Here is a 15788-nt window from a genome sequence, read left to right as displayed (position 1 = left end):
GGGTCAGGTGCGATCCGGTACCCGCACCATGATCTCCTGACCGACCGACGCGACCAGATCGCCGTCGCGGGTGAAGATGCGTCCGGAGGACAGTCCTCTCCCGGCGCGCGCACTGGGGGAGTTCTGCGCGTACAGGAGCCATTCGTCGACCCGTGCCGGGCGGTGCCACCACATCGCGTGGTCCAGGCTGGCGACTTTGAGCCCCGGTTGCGACCACGCGATGCCGTGCGCGCGCAGCACGGACTCCTGGATGGTCAGATCGCTCATGTAAGCCAGGACGGCGCGGTGCAGGGCGGGATCGTCGCCGATGGGCCGCTTCGCGCGCATCCACACGTTCTGCTGCGCGCTGCGCTGCGGGGCCACGGCGTCGTAGATCGCTCCCTCGGCGTGGACGACCTCGATGGGGCTGCTGGCGAGGAGGCGTTGCGACAGCGGATGCCGTCCGGCGGCCGGCCACTGCCGGATCGCCTCCTCGGGCGTGAGGATCCCCGTCGGCATCCCGCTCTGATGATCCAGGCCCGGGTCCTCGCGTTCGAACGAGGCGATCATGGAGAAGATGGGCACGCCGTCCTGGAAGACCTGCGTGCGGCGCGTCGAGAACGAGCGTCCGTCGTGGATCCGATCCACCGACAGCGTCACGCCGCGCCCCGCGTCGCCGGGACGGAGGAAGTACCCGTGCATCGAGTGCGGGACGCGGTGGTCGTCGGTCGTCCGGTCGGCCGCGATGATCGCCTGCGCGAGCACCTGTCCGCCGAAGATCCGTCCGGTCGGCATCGGATGCGAGGCTCCGGTGAAGATGTCCTCGGTCGTGCGCGCGTCTCCCGAGGAGAGGTCGAGCACGTCCAGCATCTCCGCGACGGGATCCTCGCCGCTCACCCTGCCGTCTCCACGTGCTCTCCGTCCGTCTCCACTGCCGCTTGATAGTTTAGGTGGGATGTCCGCCCACCTCCTGTTCCCCGACGCCCCGAGCGCCGCCGACGTGCTCGTCTTCGCCCAGCGCGCCGCCCGCCTCGGCGATGGGACGGTGCGTCTGCGCGCATCGGGAGGCACCCTCGCCGTGACCTCGGCGCCGCTGGCTCCGCAGACGCTCTTGGAGGCGACGCCGACCGTCCTCGGCATGCGTTTCGTGCGCGTGGATCCCGAGCTGGAGTGCGATCTCGTCGTGGATGCCGCCGCGCTGGCACCCGGCGACGCCCCGAACGCGATCGCCCTGCCGGACTCCGCGGTGACGGCGCCCTGGGCCGGAGTCTCCCCGCCGCGCTCCGGGTGGGAGCGCGCCGCCTCCCTCGATGCGGCGACCCTCGCCGCTCGCGCGCAGTGGGGCATCGCCGCCGTTGCGGAGGCCGTCCCGGACGCGGCGGGCGAAGACGTCGTACGACTGGTGCGGGCGCAGGTGTGGGGGGAGCCCGACGGCGAGGTCGTGGACCTGCCGCGCGGCGTGGCGTTCGCCGCCTTCGCCCTCGGCTTCATCGGGGGCGAGGAGACGGCGACCGTCCATCGCAGCGGACCGTGGACCCGCGTGAGCCTGCGCCGGGGACACGTCCTCACGCGCACCCGGGTGCACTCGGGGCTCACCGAGGTCCGGACGACGGGCGCCGCCTGACCCCCGGTCCGCCCCGTCGACGCGGTGGTCGCGCTCAGAGCGCGGCGGCGGCCGCCCGTCCGGCGATCCTGCCCGAGAACAGGCATCCACCGACGAAGGTGCCCTCCAGCGCGCGGTAGCCGTGCACGCCGCCGCCGCCGAAGCCCGCAGCCTCGCCGGCCGCGTACAGTCCGCCGACCGGAGCCCCGTCGGTGCCGAGGGCACGACCCGACAGGTCGGTCTCGATCCCGCCGAGCGACTTGCGGGTGAGCACGTGGAGCTTCACGGCGATGAGGGGCCCGTTCTGCGGATCGAGGATGCGATGCGGCTTCGCGCTGCGGATGAGCCGGTCGCCGCGGTAGGCACGGGCTGCGCGCAGCATCGCGATCTGCGCATCCTTCGTGAAGTCGTTCTCGATCTCGCGGTCGCGCGCTTCGAGCTCGCGTCGCACGGTGGACGCGTCCAGTGCTTCACCGCCCGGCAGCGCGCGCATGCCGTCGATCAGCTCGTCCAGCGTCCGGCGCACCACGAAGTCCGCACCGTGGTCGAGGAAGTCCTGCACGGGCCCGGCGGCCCCCGCACCGAGCCGCGAGCGCACCAGCAGGGGCACGTCCTTGCCGGTGAGGTCCGGGTTCTGCTCGCTTCCCGAGAGGGTGAACTCCTTCTCGATGATCTTCTGCGAGAGGACGAACCACGAATGGTCGTGGCCGGTGGCGCGCAGGTGCGCGAGGGTTCCCAGGGTGTCGAAGCCGGGGTAGAGCGGAACGGGAAGCCGCGCGCCGGTGGCGTCCAGCCACACCGACGACGGCCCGGGCAGGATCCGGATGCCGTGGTTCGGCCAGATCGGATTCCAGTTCTGGATCCCCTCGACGTAGTGCCACATGCGGTCGCCGTTGATGAGGTGGGCGCCGGCGGCGGCGGATACCGGCTGCATCGATCCGTCGACGTAGGCGGGAACCCCGGTGATCATCGTGTCGGGGGCGGTCCCGAGGCGGGCGGGCCACTGGGCGCGCACGAGGTCGTGGTTGCCGCCGATCCCGCCCGACGCGACGATCGTGGCGCCCGCCGTGACCTCGAAGGCTCCCACGATCTCGCGCGAGCTGACGGCGCCCCGTGGTGCGCCGGAGGGGGCGAGGATGTCGCCGCGTGCGCCGGTGACGCCGGCCCCGCCGGTGGTCAGGGCCGTCACGCGGTGCCGGGGGAGCACCGTGAGCCGCCCCGTCGCCTCCGCCTGCTCGACGGCCGCCTGGAAAGGGGCGACGAGCCCGGGGCCGGTACCCCAGGTGATGTGGAAGCGCGGGACGGAGTTTCCCGGTCCGGTGGCGTTGTAGCCTCCGCGCTCGGCCCAGCCGACCACGGGGAAGAAGCCCACGCCCTTCTCGCGGAGCCAGGCGCGCTTCTCGCCGCTGGCGAACTGCAGGTAGGCCTCCGCCCACTGGCGCGGCCAGAGATCCTCGTCGCGGTCGAACCCGGCGGTGGCGAACCAGTCCTGCCGAGCGAGCTCGAGGGAGTCCGCGATCCCCATCCGTCGCTGTTCGGGGGAATCGACGAAGAACAGGCCGCCGAACGACCAGAACGCCTGCCCGCCCAGGTTGGGGCGCGGCTCCTGGTCGAGGAGGGCGACGGTCTTTCCGGCGGCGGCCGCTTCCGTCGCCGCGACGAGACCGGCGAGGCCCCATCCGATGACGAGGACGTCGACCTCGCGTGTCGTGGTGGTGCTCATCGTCGACTCCTTCGTCGTCTCGTCGCTGAGATTCGGACCGTCAGCGCTCGGGGGATGCCGCGGCATCCTCCGTCGGGCGCGGGTGCACGGGCAGGTGCGCGGCGCTGGACGGACGATCGGGACCGATGCCGCTGGGCTCGAACGTGTTCACCATGGCATGCGCGGCCCGCTGCAGGTAGTCCCAGAGCGTCGCTTCGTGCAGCGGCGAGAGGTCGAGCTCGTCGACGGCGGTGCGCATGTGCGCGAGCCAGCGGTCGCGGGCGTCGGGATTGACGTGGAAGGGGATGTGCCGCATGCGCAGCCGGGGGTGCCCGCGGCGCTCGCTGTAGGTGGTCGGCCCGCCCCAGTACTGCTCCAGGAACAGCGTCAGCCGCTCCGCCGCCGGGCCGAGGTCGGCCTCGGGGTACATCGGCCGCAGCACCTCGTCGTCGGCCACGCCCCGGTAGAAGGCGTCGACCAGTCGGACGAACGTGTCATGCCCGCCGATCTCGTCGTAGAAGCTCCCGCTCTGCGCGCTCATGAGTCCTCGCCCTTCGTCTGCGGAGCCGGAGCGCCGTCCGTCGCAGCCGACGGGTTCTCCTCCGCGCCGGTCCGCTTCGATGCGGCGCCTCCGCGCTTGGGCTTCCAGATGCCCTTGCCGTCGGCGGTCGCCACCGGGGTCGGCCGGGTGCGCGGCGGGTTCGCGCCCCGCACGCGCTGGGCTCCCTCGAGCCCGGCGAGCATGACGGTGTTCATCGACGGCAGCGTCACACCGAGGTCGTCCATCGCGCGCTTGAGCCGCATGCGCAGCTCGCGCGCGACGTCGTCCTTCGCATTGGCGCGCGTCTTCATCACGAGACGGATCACGAGGGCATCGCCGGTGATCGACTCGAGTCCCCACACCTCGGGCTGCTCGATCACGCGCGTGCGCCACTTCGGATCCTTCGCGAGAGACTTCGCGGTGGCGAGCATCGACTTCTCGACCTGATCGATGTCGACGTCGACCGGCAGCGCGAGGTCGATGATGACGCGCGACCAGCCCTGCGACATGTTTCCGATGCGCGTGATCTCCCCGTTGCGCACGTACCAGAGCGTGCCGTTGACGTCGCGGACGTGCGTGATCCGCACGCTGACGTACTCGACGATGCCCGTCGCCAGGCCGAGGTCGACGACGTCGCCGATCCCCACCTGGTCCTCCGCGACGATGAAGATGCCGTTGAGCACGTCCTTGACGATGTTCTGGGCACCGAAGCCGAGGCCGGCGCCGATCGCCGCCGACAGCAGCGCGAACGAGCCGAGCGCGTCGGGGGCGACCGTTCCGAAGATCAACAGGATCGCGATGATCACGATGGCGACGTTGACGATGTTCTGGAGGATCGAACCCAGTGTGCGGGTGCGTTGGACCAGACGCATCGCGGCGAGGGGCGAGCGCTCGAGGGCCTGCGTGTCGTCGACGTTCGCCTTGCTCTTCGCCCCGGACACGATGCGGTTGACGATGCGGCGGATGACGAGGCGAAGGATCCAGGAGGCGAAGAAGGCGCCGACGGCGATGCCGATGCTCGCGAGCACGTTCATGCCCGCCTGGCCGAGGAAGACCAGCACGTTCTCCCACAGCTTCGGATCGATGACGGGGGCGGCGGGATCCCCACCGGTGTCTTGGAAGTACAGCATCGTTCCGATCCTAACGAGCACGCCCTGGGGAGTGATCGTGAGGAGCGTGCGCATCCGGGTCGCGCGGTGCCGGGAGACGATCGAGGAGCGCCTCGCCCCGGTGGGCGAGGATCACCGCCTGGATGCGGTCGCGCGCGCCGAGCTTCGCCAGGATGCGGCCGACGTGCGTCTTCACGGTGGTCTCGCCGAGGTAGAGCTCGGCGGCGATCTCGGCATTCGTGAGGCCGCGCGCGATCGCGTGGAACACCTCGCGTTCGCGGGGCGTGAGCTCGGTGAGCCGCGCCGCGAGCTCCGATGCGGCGCCGTCCGCATCCGTCGCGTGGGCGTTCGCCGCGTTGCGGCGCCGGAGAACCTCACGGGTGACGCGGGGAGAGAGCACGGCGTCGCCGGCGGCGACGGCACGGACGGCGCCGACCAACGCCGCGCGATCGACGTCCTTGAGCAGGAAGCCGCTGGCTCCGGCATCCAGCGCACCGAAGGCGTACTCGTCGAGATCGAAGGTGGTCAGCACCAGCACGCGCGTGCGCGGGACGGTGCCGACGATCCGCGCGGTGGCGGCGACACCGTCGAGCCTCGGCATCCGCACGTCCATCAACACGACGTCGGGATCGAGCGCGACGCAGAGCTCGACCGCTTCCTCGCCGTCGGAGGCCTCGCCCACGACGACGATGTCGTCCTCGGCCCCCAGCACGAGTCCGAATCCCAGTCGGATCAGTTGCTGGTCGTCGGCGACGACGACACGGATCGGCCCCGCCGCGGTCGTCACCTCGCCACCGCCGCGTCCTGCGGCACCGTCAGGCGCACGCGCCACCGGCCGCCCCCGATGGGTCCGGCCTCGGCTGTGCCGCCCACGCGTGCGGCGCGCTCGTGCAGTCCACGGATGCCGTAGCCACCGGTGGCGGGGGAAGCCCCTGCGACCACGCCGTCGTTGACGACCTCGACCTCCACTCCGCCGCGGTCGGTCGAGATGGTCACCGCCACGCGGGTCGCCGACGGGGCGTGTCGCATCACGTTCGTCAGTCCCTCCTGTACGACGCGCGCAACGGCCAGTCTGAGGTGGCGGTCATCGATGGGGGGACCCGAGGTCTCCACGGTGACGGGAAGCCCGGCGCTGCGGGCCGCCGCGACCGCGGCACGCACGGTGTCGCCGTCGAGGGGGACGAACGGTGCGTCGTCCTCGGCATCCCCGTCGCGGAGCAGCCCCAGCATCGCGCGCATCTCGTCGAGCGCACTGCGCGCCGTGACGGCGATCTGCGCCGTCGCGGCCCGACCGCGCTCCGCGTCGGAGGTCGCGCTGGCCGCGAGCCGCGCGTGCCGTTCCCGCTCGGCCCAGAGCTGGCGCGACGTGTCCATCAGCGCGGCGAGGTAGCGGGCGCGGTTGCCGACGTTGACGCCGATGAGAGTGCCGAGCAGAAGGCTCACGATGAGTGCCGCACAGCCGTTGAGTGCGGCGACGAGGTCGGTGGCGCCGCTCAGCACCATCACCCCCGCGCACGCGAGCGCTGCTCCGACGGCGACGGCCCCGGCACGCCACGCCGCGGCCGACCCCGTGTACACGGCGACCGCGAAGACCGCGACGGCCACCGCCGCGCCTCCCACGCCGGCGCCGGACGAGACGGCGAGCACGGCCCCCGCCGTCGCGAAGGCGAACGCGACCATCGGCCTCCGCCGCCGCCAGAGGAGGGCGACGCAGGCGACGGCCAGCAGGACGACCGCGAACGGTCGCGCGCTCTCCCAGAGCACGCCCACGTCTCGCGCCTCGGTGCGTCCCGGTGCGGAGAAGGTGAGAGTCGCCGTCGCGAGCGCGATCAGAACGTCGGCGGTGCGCCGGTGCCGCGCCCAGAAGCGCCGGATGACTCCCGGCGGACGCGGAAGCCGCAGCTCGCTCGACGCAGGGTCGGACGAGCCGCGGCTTCCGGCAGACACCATGGCGGTGTCAGGCGTCGCGGCCGCGCAGTGCCGCCCACGCGCCGAGCAGCAGTGCCGCAGGCCAGGCGGCCAGCGTCAGCAGGCCACGGACGACCTCGTCCCCGCCGGCCGTCGTCGCGGACTGGGCTCCGGACATCGGCAGGTACTGACTCGCATCGACGATCCACTTCCAGCCCTCCCCGGCGAAGGAGAACATCGACAGGACGATGGGCAGCACGAACAGCACACCGACCGTCGCGGCGATGGCACCGGCGCCGTTGCGGACGATGAAGCCGAAGCCGAGTCCGATCAGCGCGAACGTCGCCATCGCGAAGACGCCCGCCAGCAGCGGCGACCACGACTGCGCCGGGTCGGCCCAGTCGATCGCCGTCGTGAGGATCGGCGCCGTCGCCAGCACGGAGATCGCATAGGTGGCGGCGGTGGCGAGGGCCAGGAGCACCGTCACGACGAGCGCCTTGGCCAGCAGGACCGCGCCGCGACGCGGCTCGGCCGTCAGCGTCGAGCGGATCATGCCCGTCGAATACTCGCCCGTGATCGCGATCGCGCCGAGGATGCCCGCGACGAGCATCGTGAACTGCATCGGCATGACGACCACCATGACGGGCGCGAAGCCCGAGTCGAAGTCGCGCAGGGCGGCGGCCATCATGAGGGAGATGCCCACCGACAGCACGACCGTGATGGCGAGCGACCACCACGTCGAGCGCAGCGACAGGAGCTTGATCCACTCGCTGCGCACGACGCGGACGAACGACAGGTGGTAGGGCGACCCGGGGCGGGCCGAGACGGAGCCCGCGGCAGCGGCGGGGACGGTCGCGGTGGTCATGCGATCTCCTTGGTCTTGTACTGGACGGCGCCTTCGGTGAGGGCCATGTAGGCCTCTTCCAGCGAGCCGCTGCGCGGGGTCAGCTCGTGCAGCGGGATGCCGCGCTGCGCGGCGATGTCGCCGATGGCGCTCGCGGCGATGCCGGCGACGACGAGCCTGCCCTCGCCGGTGTCGGTCACGGTGACGTCGGGCGAGCCGAGCGCGGCGGCGAGGTCGGCGGCACGCGGAGTGCGCACGAGCACCTCGTTGCGCGTCCACGCGCTGACGAGCTCGGCCAGCGGCGCGTCGGCGAGCACGCGTCCGCGTCCGAGCACGATCACGTGGTCGGCGGTCTGCGACATCTCGCTCATGAGGTGGCTGGACAGCAGGACCGTCCGTCCCTCACCGGCGAGGTGGCGCACGAACTGGCGCACCCAGCGCACGCCCTCGGGATCGAGGCCGTTGACGGGCTCGTCGAGGATGAGCGTCTGCGGGTCTCCGAGCAGCGCGGCGGCGATGCCGAGGCGCTGCCCCATGCCGAGCGAGAACTTGCCGGCGCGCTTGTTCGCGACGGCCTCGAGCCCTGTCAGCGCGATGACCTCGTCGACGCGGGAGGTGGGGATGCCGTGCGTCGCCGCCATCGCCCGCAGGTGCCCGCGCGCCGATCGCCCCGTGTGCACGGCCTTCGCGTCGAGCAGCACCCCGACCTCGGTGAGCGGAGAGCGGCTGTGGGTGTAGAGGTGCCCGCCGACCGTCACGCGCCCCGAGGAGGGCGCGTCGAGGCCCACGATCATGCGCATGGTGGTCGACTTGCCGGCTCCGTTGGGGCCGAGGAACCCGGTGACCTGCCCGGGCTGCACGGCGAACGAGACGTCGTCGACGGCGGTGGTGCTTCCGTATCTCTTCGTGAGGTTCTCAGCAACGATCATGCTTCGACGCTACGGGGCCTGCGGTCGGGGCCGCATCCTGCGAGAGGATGAGATCGCGCTGACCGGAAGTCGTTCCCCGGAACGACCCCGATCGCGCCCGGGCGCGATCGCCGGCGGCGTCGTCCCCGCGCATCGGGTCGCGCGCCGCCGCGCGCGCACGACCCGACCGCGTGGCCGACGTCAGCTGTCCGCGTCGCGCTCCTGAACCGCGAGGGCGCGCTCGACTCCCGCGAGGTTCTCGTTCACGAGGCGACGCAGCGCCGCCGGCGCATCCGCGTGGTCCGCGAGCCACCGCCGCGTCGCGTCCCGCAGCACCACGGACGCCAGGGGAGCGGGGTAGAGCCCCGTGATCAGGTAGTTCGCGATCTGGTAGGTCCGCGATTCCCAGACCGGCAGCAGCATGTCGAAGTAGGCGTCCACGAACGACGCCAGCGCCTGGACGCCGGCCGGGTGCACGAACCCGAGTGCGGCGGAGCGCACGACGGTGTTCGGCAGGTCGGCGCTGTCGACGAGCGAGGCCCAGGCCGCACGCTTGGCGTCGACCGTCGGCAGCGCGGCCTTGGCCTGCGCGGCGAACTCGCCGCCCTTCGCCGTGTTGTCCGCGGCCAGCGCGGCGTCGATCTGCTCCGCGGTGACCACACCGCCGGCCGCGAGCGACACCAGCAGCGCCCAGGACAGGTCGGCGTCGATGTCGAGACCCGGAAGCGTCACGTCACCGTCCCGCAGGGCGCGCACGGTCTCCCACTGGGCGTCGGTCGCCGCCGCCGATGCGAAGGCGGTCACGAACTGGAGCTGGCTGTCACTGCCGCCCTCGGCGCCCTGCGCGAGCTCCCAGAGACCCTCGGCCACCCGTACGCGCGCGGCCTCGCGCTTCTCGGGCGCGACGTAGGCGTTCGCGGCGAGCTGCAGCTGAGCGAGGGTAGTGCGCACCGTCGTGGACTCGGTCTCGGAGCCGATGTTGCGCAGCACCAGATCGATGTAGTCGGATGCCGAGGCCTCGGCATCCCGCGTCTGATCCCAGGCCGCACCCCAGACGAGCGACCGCGCCAGCGGATCGCTGATGCGGGCCAGGTGGTCGATGGCCGTGGTGAGCGATCGCGGGTCGAGACGGATCTTCGCGTACGCGAGGTCCTCGTCGTTGAGCAGGATCAGATCGGGCTGACGCTCGCCCACCAGCTCGGGCACCTCGGTGAGATCGCCGTCGACGTCGAGCTCGACGTGGCGCGTGCGCACCAGCGCGTCGCCCTCCAGCGCGTAGAAGCCGACGCCGAGGCGGTGCGGACGGATCGTCGGGTAGTCCGCCGGAGCGGTCTGCACGATCGCGAACCGCGCGATCACGCCGTCGTCGCCGACGCGCAGCTCGGGTGCGAGCGTGTTGACGCCCGCCGTCTCGAGCCACTTCTTCGACCACCCGGACAGATCGCGACCGCTGGTGGCCTCCAGCTCGACGAGCAGGTCGGACAGCTCGGTGTTGCCGAAGGCGTGCTTCTGGAAGTACTGGCCGACGCCCGCGAAGAAGGCGTCGATACCGACCCACGCCGCGAGCTGCTTGAGGACGGAGCCGCCCTTCGCGTAGGTGATGCCGTCGAAGTTGACCTGCACGTCCTCCAGGTCGTTGATGGTCGCGACGACGGGGTGGGTCGAGGGCAGCTGGTCCTGACGGTAGGCCCAGGTCTTCTCCATGGCGTTGAACGTCGTCCACGCCTCGGTCCACTCGGTGGCCTCGGCCGTCGCGATCGTCGACGCCCACTCGGCGAACGACTCGTTGAGCCACAGGTCGTTCCACCACTTCATGGTGACCAGGTCGCCGAACCACATGTGTGCGAGCTCGTGGAGGATCGTGACGACCCGGCGCTCCTTCACGGCATCCGTCACCTTGCTGCGGAAGACGTAGGTCTCGGTGAAGGTCACCGCGCCCGCGTTCTCCATCGCGCCCGCGTTGAACTCCGGGACGAAGAGCTGGTCGTACTTGGCGAACGGGTACGGGACCCCGAACTTCTGCTCGTAGTAGGCGAAGCCCTCGCGCGTCTTGTCGAAGATGTAGTCCGCGTCGAGGTGCTGCCAGAGGCTCTTGCGTCCGTACACGCCGAGCGGGATGACGGTGCCGGAGGCGCTGGTGAGCTCGCTGAAGGTGGCCTCGTAGGGACCGGCGACGATCGCCGTGATGTACGACGAGATCCGCGGCGTCGGCTCGAAGGCCCAGATCGCGGACCCCTCGTCGGCGGGCACGGGCTCGGGAGTGGGGGAGTTGGAGACGACCTTCCATGCGGACGGCGCCGTCACGGTGAAGCGGAAGGTGGCCTTGAGGTCGGGCTGCTCGAAGACCGCGAACACACGACGCGAGTCGGGCACCTCGAACTGCGAGTACAGGTACACCTCGCCGTCGACCGGGTCGACGAACCGGTGCAGGCCTTCGCCCGTGTTCGTGTAGAGGCAGTCGGCGTCGACGATCAGCTCGTTCTGCGCGCGGAGCCCGTCCAGGGCGATCCGCGAGTCGGCGAACGCCGCCGCGTCGACCGCGACGCCGTTCAACGTGATCTCGCGGACATCGCGCGCGATCAGATCGATGAACGTCGAGGCGCCCTCGGTCGCGGCGAAACGCACCACCGTGCGCGAGCCGAACACCTCCGGTCCCCGGGTGAGATCGAGGGCGATGTCGTACGAGTGGGTCTCGACGATCGCGCGGCGCTCCTGCGCTTCGATGCGGGTGAGGTTCTCTCCAGGCACTGCGGTACTCCCGTGGGTGAGGGGCGTGGTCTGAACCGTCCGGCACTGCTGGCGCCGACGGCAACCCACCCAGCCTACGCGCTCGCGGTTTCGCGGCGCACGTGGCTGCGGGCGTGCGCGATGGCGGCCGGCAGCTCGGTGAACAGGTGGTTGTGATGACGCAGCGCAGCCAGGACGCCGACCGTGCGGAACAGGTCTTCATGACGCGGCTGCACCCCCTTGATGAGGACGGTGATGCCGCGGCGTTCGAGCGACTGCACGACCTCGCCCAGCATGTGCGCGCCGGTCGCATCCACCAGTTCGAGCTGGCTCATCCGCATGATGACGACGGAGACGCCCCGCACGGCGTCGACCTCGGCGAAGATGCGGTCGGACGAGGTGAACGACAGCGGGCCGTCGAAGCGCAGGATCGCGATGCGCTCGTCGCCCGGTTGCGCGTCGCCGCGGAGGTCCTCCCGGCGCACCCGCGACGCGCGCGACATCCCGCGCAGCGCGAAGAAGCCCGCGAAGGCGACCCCGATGAGCACGGCCACGATCAGGTCGAACGAGACGGTGATCACCGCGGTGGCGAGGAACGCGACCGCGTCCGCGCGCGTCGACCGGAGGATCGCCCGCACCGTGTCGGCGTGCACCATCCGCACGGCGGTGACCATGAGTACGCCCGCCAGGGCCGCCATCGGGATCTGGCCGACCGGGCCGGCGGCCACGAGGACGACGACGAGCAGCACGGCGGCATGCGTGACGGCGGCCAGGCGACTGCGCCCTCCGGAGCGGACGTTCACCGCGGTGCGCGCGATGGCGCCGGTGGCCGGCATGCCGCCGAACAGCGACGAGCCGATGGAGGCGAGCCCCTGACCCACGAGCTCACGGTCGGGATCGTAGGGCCCCGTGTCGGCGAGGCTCGCCGCGACCCGGGCCGACAGGAGCGACTCGATCGCCGCGAGGGCGGCGACCGTCACGGCGGGCACGACGAGCGAACCGAGGGTCGCGGCATCCACCGCGGGCAGAGCCGGGACCGGGAGCGAGGCGGGCAGGGCGCCGATGCGCGCCAGAGGGCTGCCCACGAGCAGGCACACCACGGAGACGACCACGATGCCGACGAGGGAGCCGGGAATCGCCCGGTGCAGCCGCGGTGCGCCGAGCATGCAGACCGCGACGACGACGACCGCGCCCAGCGCCCACAGCGCGTAGCCGGGGTCGAGCCGGGCGAACGACTGCACGGCCGCCACGAGGGCGTTGGAGCTGTGCTCACCGGCGCCCGCCGTGTGGGCGGAGACGAGGGAGGGGATCTGCTGGGCGAAGATGATGACGCCGATGCCGAGCGTGAATCCCTCGATGACGGGCCAGGGGATGAAGGAGACGGCGCGACCGAGACGCAGGGCTCCCGCCGCGATGACGAGGACGCCGGCCATGAGGCTGACGACGGCCACCGCACCGACGCCGTGGGTGGCGACGATGGGGACGAGCACGACGACCATGGCCCCCGTGGGCCCGGAGACCTGCACGTTCGAGCCGCCGAAGACGGCCGCGATCACTCCGGCGATCACGGCGGTGATCAGGCCCGCCTCGGCGCTGAGGCCGGAGCTGACTCCGAAGCCGAGCGCGAGGGGGAGGGCGACGATCCCGACCGTGAGCCCGGCGAGCAGGTCGCCGCGCCACGTCCGCCCGACCTGCGCGTAGTCGGCGCGGGAGGGCAGCAGCGAGCGCACGCCCGCGCTCATGAGCGGGCGCCCGGCACGGGCAGCGCCGGCAGCGCCTGCGCATCGAGCAGGAGGTCGCCGTCGGCGCTCAGGATGCCGAGAAGCAGTTCGCGCGCCGCCGAGAGCAGATCGGCGACCTTGGGGTCGGACAGCCGGTAATACACATGACTCGCACGGCGCTCCGACTCGACCAGCCGGTGCCGGCGGAGCACCGAGAGATGGTGCGACAGATGCGAGGCCTCCAGGCCCGTCTGGCGCTGCAGGTCGGCGACGCTCACCTCCGGCGCCCCCGCGAGCAGTTCGAGCAGCCGGATCCGGAACGGGTGGGCGAGTCCTTTGAACAGGTTGGCCTTGACCTCGTACAACGGTCGTTGCGTCTGGGTGAATGGCATGATGGAGTCATCATATCGCCGCCGCCGCGCGGTCGCGGCCGTCCCTAGGATGGTGACCATGCGCATCCACATCGCCACCGATCACGCGGGGCTCGAGTTCTCGACGCAGCTGCAGCACCACCTCGCCGAACAGGGCCACGACGTCGTGGACCACGGCCCCATCGAGTACGACCCCCTCGACGACTACCCGGCGTTCTGCATCCGCGCGGCCGAAGCCGTCGTGCGCGACCAGGCCGCGGGCATCGAGACGCTCGGCGTCGTCTTCGGCGGCTCCGGCAACGGCGAGCAGATCGCCGCGAACAAGGTGCGCGGCATCCGCGCCGCCCTCGTCTGGAACCTCGCGACCGCCGAACTCGCCCGCGAGCACAACGACGCCAACGTCATCTCGATCGGTGCGCGCCAGCACACGGTCACCGAGGCCATCGCGTTCATCGACCGCTTCATCGCCACGCCGTTCTCGGGGGAGGAACGGCACGCGCGCCGCATCGCCCAGCTCGCGGCGTTCGAGACCGACGGCTCCCTGCTCCCCGACCCCCGCGCGACGGCCGGCGTCCCGGTCGGTGGAGAGTCGGCCGACGCGTTGGACCCCGAAGCCGGCTGATGCCCGAGGGTCACTCCGTCCACCGCATCGCGCGGCAGTTCGAGCGCAACATCGTCGGCCGCGAGGTCGCGGCATCCAGCCCGCAGGGCCGCTTCGCCGAGGGGGCCGCCGTCATCGACGGACGCGAAGCCGTCGAGGTGCGCGCCGTCGGCAAGCAGATGTTCCTCGCCTTCGACGGCGACGTCTGGCTGCGGGTGCACCTCGGCATGTACGGCGCGTGGGACTTCGCCGGCGAGATCGAGGTCGATCCGACGATCGCGTCCGCCAACGGCCGGATGGGTCAGACCAACCAGCGCGGCACCGATCTCGACGCCGTCTTCGACGACGCCGGCGAGAACTCGCTGAGCTCGATCGGAGCGCCGCGTCGCACCCGTGTGCACGTGCGGATGAGCGAGCAGACGCGCGGGCTCGAGAGCGCCGACGACGACCAGTGGCCGCCGCCGGTGGTCGGGCAGGTGCGGCTGCGGCTGCTCACCGCCGTGACCTCGGCCGATCTGCGCGGACCGACGGCGTGCGAGCTGCAGACGCCGGACGAGGTGCAGGCGACGATCGCAAAGCTCGGACCCGATCCGCTGGTCGACGACCTCGGCGAGGGCGAAGAGCGTTTCGTGACGACCGTCCGCCGCAAGCCCACTCCCATCGGGCTGCTGCTGATGGATCAGTCGGTCGTCAGCGGCATCGGCAACGTCTACCGCGCCGAACTCCTCTACCGGGCGCTGCTCGACCCGCACATGCCGGGCAAGCTCGTGCCCGAGGAGGTCGTCCGGGAACTGTGGCGGGATTGGGCCCGCCTGCTCGTGATCGGCGTCGAGACCGGCCAGATGATGACGATGGACGACCTCGACCCGGAGGCGTACCGCCGGGCTATGGCGAGCCGAGACGACCGGCACTGGGTGTATCACCGGGCCGGCCTGCCCTGCCGAGTGTGCGGCACGGAGATCGTGCTGGAGGAGATGGGCGCACGCAAGCTGTACTGGTGCCCGAGCTGCCAGAAGTGACGACGGCGGCCCAGGCCGCCGGGGTGGAGGAGAGCGGATGAGACAGAACCCCAGCTTCGCGATGACGGATGTCGGGGAGCTTCGCCGCGTCCTCGAGCTGAATCCCTGGATGACGCTGGTCAGCGCCTCCGACGGAGGGCTCGTCGCCTCCCACTACGCCGTCCTGCTGGACGAGGAGCGCGATGACCTCACGGTCGTCGGACACGTCGGCAAGCCCGACGATGCGGTGCACGGGCTGGGGGAGCGCGAACTGCTCATCGTCGCCCAGGGCCCGCACGGCTACATCTCGCCCGGCTGGTACCCGCCGGGGCCCAACGTGCCGACCTGGAACTATGTGGCGGTGCACCTGTCCGGCATCCCCGAGATCCTCACGCCGGACGAGAACCTGCGCGTGCTCGACCGCCTCGTCGCGCGGTTCGAGAGCGGACTCCCGCAGCCGCGACTGATGTGGCAGCCGCCCAACGACGAGGAGTACGTGCGGCGGCTGGAGCGGGGCACGGTCGGCTTCCGGCTCACGCCGACGCGCGTGGTGGCCAAACGCAAGCTCAGTCAGAACCGGCCGGACGAGACCGTGGACGAGATCGTGGTGCAGCTGGAGGCCGGCAACAGCCCGTACGCCGATCACCGACTGGCGGGCGAGATGCGCCGTGCCCACGCGGCGATCCGCGCGGGCCGAACCGCGCAACTCCGCCACAACACGGCGGCAGACGCCGCGGCCACACCCCGCAGCGCCGCCGAGGAGGAGTTGTGAGCGG

The 15788-nt window shown here is 71.6% G+C and carries 15 protein-coding genes; 4 read left to right on the top strand and 11 right to left on the bottom strand.

What is annotated here, in order from left to right:
* Positions 1-3: 3 nt before the first annotated feature.
* Entirely contained in the window at positions 4-876 is an 873-nt protein-coding gene (locus tag AC1Q49_RS01725; RefSeq protein ID WP_492490765.1) for an acyl-CoA thioesterase, read from the bottom strand.
* Positions 877-934: 58 nt separating this feature from the next.
* Between AC1Q49_RS01725 and AC1Q49_RS01720 the strand changes: the two genes are divergently transcribed.
* Positions 935-1603 carry a DUF8185 domain-containing protein gene (locus AC1Q49_RS01720; protein WP_191008526.1) on the top strand — a complete coding sequence of 223 codons (669 nt, stop codon included), beginning with the start codon at positions 935-937 and terminating at the stop codon, positions 1601-1603.
* Between the two features lie 34 nt (positions 1604-1637).
* Here AC1Q49_RS01720 and AC1Q49_RS01715 read toward each other — a convergent pair whose 3' ends face one another.
* The 10 genes from AC1Q49_RS01715 to AC1Q49_RS01670 all read right to left on the bottom strand — a co-directional run bounded on the left by AC1Q49_RS01715 (position 1638) and on the right by AC1Q49_RS01670 (position 13434).
* On the bottom strand, positions 1638-3305 hold the full coding sequence (locus AC1Q49_RS01715; protein WP_492490764.1) for an FAD-binding dehydrogenase: 1668 nt from the start codon (positions 3303-3305) through the stop codon (positions 1638-1640).
* A 40-nt stretch (positions 3306-3345) separates the two neighbouring features.
* Complete coding sequence (locus AC1Q49_RS01710; RefSeq protein WP_492490763.1) at positions 3346-3825, bottom strand: globin; 480 nt, start codon at positions 3823-3825, stop codon at positions 3346-3348.
* On the bottom strand, positions 3822-4955 hold the full coding sequence (locus tag AC1Q49_RS01705; RefSeq protein ID WP_101306265.1) for a mechanosensitive ion channel family protein: 1134 nt from the start codon (positions 4953-4955) through the stop codon (positions 3822-3824). Before AC1Q49_RS01705 ends, AC1Q49_RS01710 begins: the two co-directional genes overlap by 4 nt.
* Before the next feature lie 10 nt (positions 4956-4965).
* A complete protein-coding gene (locus tag AC1Q49_RS01700; protein WP_492490762.1) occupies positions 4966-5721 on the bottom strand; it encodes a response regulator in 756 nt (251 codons plus the stop codon).
* Positions 5718-6884: a sensor histidine kinase gene (locus AC1Q49_RS01695; protein ID WP_492490761.1), complete on the bottom strand. Its 1167-nt coding sequence runs from the start codon at positions 6882-6884 to the stop codon at positions 5718-5720. The genes AC1Q49_RS01700 and AC1Q49_RS01695 overlap by 4 nt, the downstream gene beginning before the upstream one ends.
* A gap of 7 nt (positions 6885-6891) precedes the next feature.
* Complete coding sequence (locus AC1Q49_RS01690) at positions 6892-7707, bottom strand: ABC transporter permease (RefSeq protein ID WP_060958527.1); 816 nt, start codon at positions 7705-7707, stop codon at positions 6892-6894.
* Positions 7704-8615 carry an ABC transporter ATP-binding protein gene (locus tag AC1Q49_RS01685; protein WP_061781789.1) on the bottom strand — a complete coding sequence of 304 codons (912 nt, stop codon included), beginning with the start codon at positions 8613-8615 and terminating at the stop codon, positions 7704-7706. Before AC1Q49_RS01685 ends, AC1Q49_RS01690 begins: the two co-directional genes overlap by 4 nt.
* A 180-nt stretch (positions 8616-8795) precedes the next feature.
* Complete coding sequence (gene pepN / locus AC1Q49_RS01680; protein WP_492490760.1) at positions 8796-11342, bottom strand: aminopeptidase N; 2547 nt, start codon at positions 11340-11342, stop codon at positions 8796-8798.
* Positions 11343-11416: 74 nt separating this feature from the next.
* Positions 11417-13063, bottom strand: coding sequence for a SulP family inorganic anion transporter (locus tag AC1Q49_RS01675; protein ID WP_492490759.1), 1647 nt, complete (start codon positions 13061-13063; stop codon positions 11417-11419).
* Positions 13060-13434 carry an ArsR/SmtB family transcription factor gene (locus AC1Q49_RS01670; protein WP_492490758.1) on the bottom strand — a complete coding sequence of 125 codons (375 nt, stop codon included), beginning with the start codon at positions 13432-13434 and terminating at the stop codon, positions 13060-13062. Before AC1Q49_RS01670 ends, AC1Q49_RS01675 begins: the two co-directional genes overlap by 4 nt.
* A 58-nt stretch (positions 13435-13492) precedes the next feature.
* Here AC1Q49_RS01670 and AC1Q49_RS01665 point away from each other — a divergent pair, with 58 nt between their 5' ends.
* The 3 genes from AC1Q49_RS01665 to AC1Q49_RS01655 are packed head-to-tail and all read left to right on the top strand — an operon-like array spanning position 13493 to position 15784.
* The gene (locus AC1Q49_RS01665; protein ID WP_101306270.1) at positions 13493-14035 is read left to right on the top strand and encodes a ribose-5-phosphate isomerase; all 543 of its coding nucleotides are present in this window, start codon (positions 13493-13495) and stop codon (positions 14033-14035) included.
* Positions 14035-15033: an Fpg/Nei family DNA glycosylase gene (locus AC1Q49_RS01660; protein ID WP_492490757.1), complete on the top strand. Its 999-nt coding sequence runs from the start codon at positions 14035-14037 to the stop codon at positions 15031-15033. The genes AC1Q49_RS01665 and AC1Q49_RS01660 overlap by 1 nt, the downstream gene beginning before the upstream one ends.
* A gap of 37 nt (positions 15034-15070) precedes the next feature.
* Positions 15071-15784 carry an FMN-binding negative transcriptional regulator gene (locus AC1Q49_RS01655; RefSeq protein WP_492490756.1) on the top strand — a complete coding sequence of 238 codons (714 nt, stop codon included), beginning with the start codon at positions 15071-15073 and terminating at the stop codon, positions 15782-15784.
* Positions 15785-15788: the final 4 nt, after the last annotated feature.

It is taken from the genome of Microbacterium sp. MPR-TSA4 (genome assembly GCF_058792815.1).
The sequence above is the reverse complement of the archived record's forward strand: the minus strand, read 5'-3'. Positions and strand labels throughout refer to the sequence as shown.

What these genes read in the sequence shown, in the direction of transcription:
- AC1Q49_RS01720 (WP_191008526.1), top strand. Translation starts at nt 935, where the DNA reads ATGTCCGCCCACCTCCTGTTCCCCGACGCCCCGAGCGCCGCCGACGTG.
- AC1Q49_RS01665 (WP_101306270.1), top strand. Translation starts at nt 13,493, where the DNA reads ATGCGCATCCACATCGCCACCGATCACGCGGGGCTCGAGTTCTCGACG.
- AC1Q49_RS01690 (WP_060958527.1), bottom strand. Translation starts at nt 7,707, where the DNA reads ATGACCACCGCGACCGTCCCCGCCGCTGCCGCGGGCTCCGTCTCGGCC.
- AC1Q49_RS01670 (WP_492490758.1), bottom strand. Translation starts at nt 13,434, where the DNA reads ATGCCATTCACCCAGACGCAACGACCGTTGTACGAGGTCAAGGCCAAC.
- AC1Q49_RS01675 (WP_492490759.1), bottom strand. Translation starts at nt 13,063, where the DNA reads ATGAGCGCGGGCGTGCGCTCGCTGCTGCCCTCCCGCGCCGACTACGCG.
- AC1Q49_RS01685 (WP_061781789.1), bottom strand. Translation starts at nt 8,615, where the DNA reads ATGATCGTTGCTGAGAACCTCACGAAGAGATACGGAAGCACCACCGCC.
- AC1Q49_RS01715 (WP_492490764.1), bottom strand. Translation starts at nt 3,305, where the DNA reads ATGAGCACCACCACGACACGCGAGGTCGACGTCCTCGTCATCGGATGG.
- AC1Q49_RS01705 (WP_101306265.1), bottom strand. Translation starts at nt 4,955, where the DNA reads ATGCTGTACTTCCAAGACACCGGTGGGGATCCCGCCGCCCCCGTCATC.
- AC1Q49_RS01710 (WP_492490763.1), bottom strand. Translation starts at nt 3,825, where the DNA reads ATGAGCGCGCAGAGCGGGAGCTTCTACGACGAGATCGGCGGGCATGAC.
- AC1Q49_RS01660 (WP_492490757.1), top strand. Translation starts at nt 14,035, where the DNA reads ATGCCCGAGGGTCACTCCGTCCACCGCATCGCGCGGCAGTTCGAGCGC.
- AC1Q49_RS01655 (WP_492490756.1), top strand. Translation starts at nt 15,071, where the DNA reads ATGAGACAGAACCCCAGCTTCGCGATGACGGATGTCGGGGAGCTTCGC.
- AC1Q49_RS01695 (WP_492490761.1), bottom strand. Translation starts at nt 6,884, where the DNA reads ATGGTGTCTGCCGGAAGCCGCGGCTCGTCCGACCCTGCGTCGAGCGAG.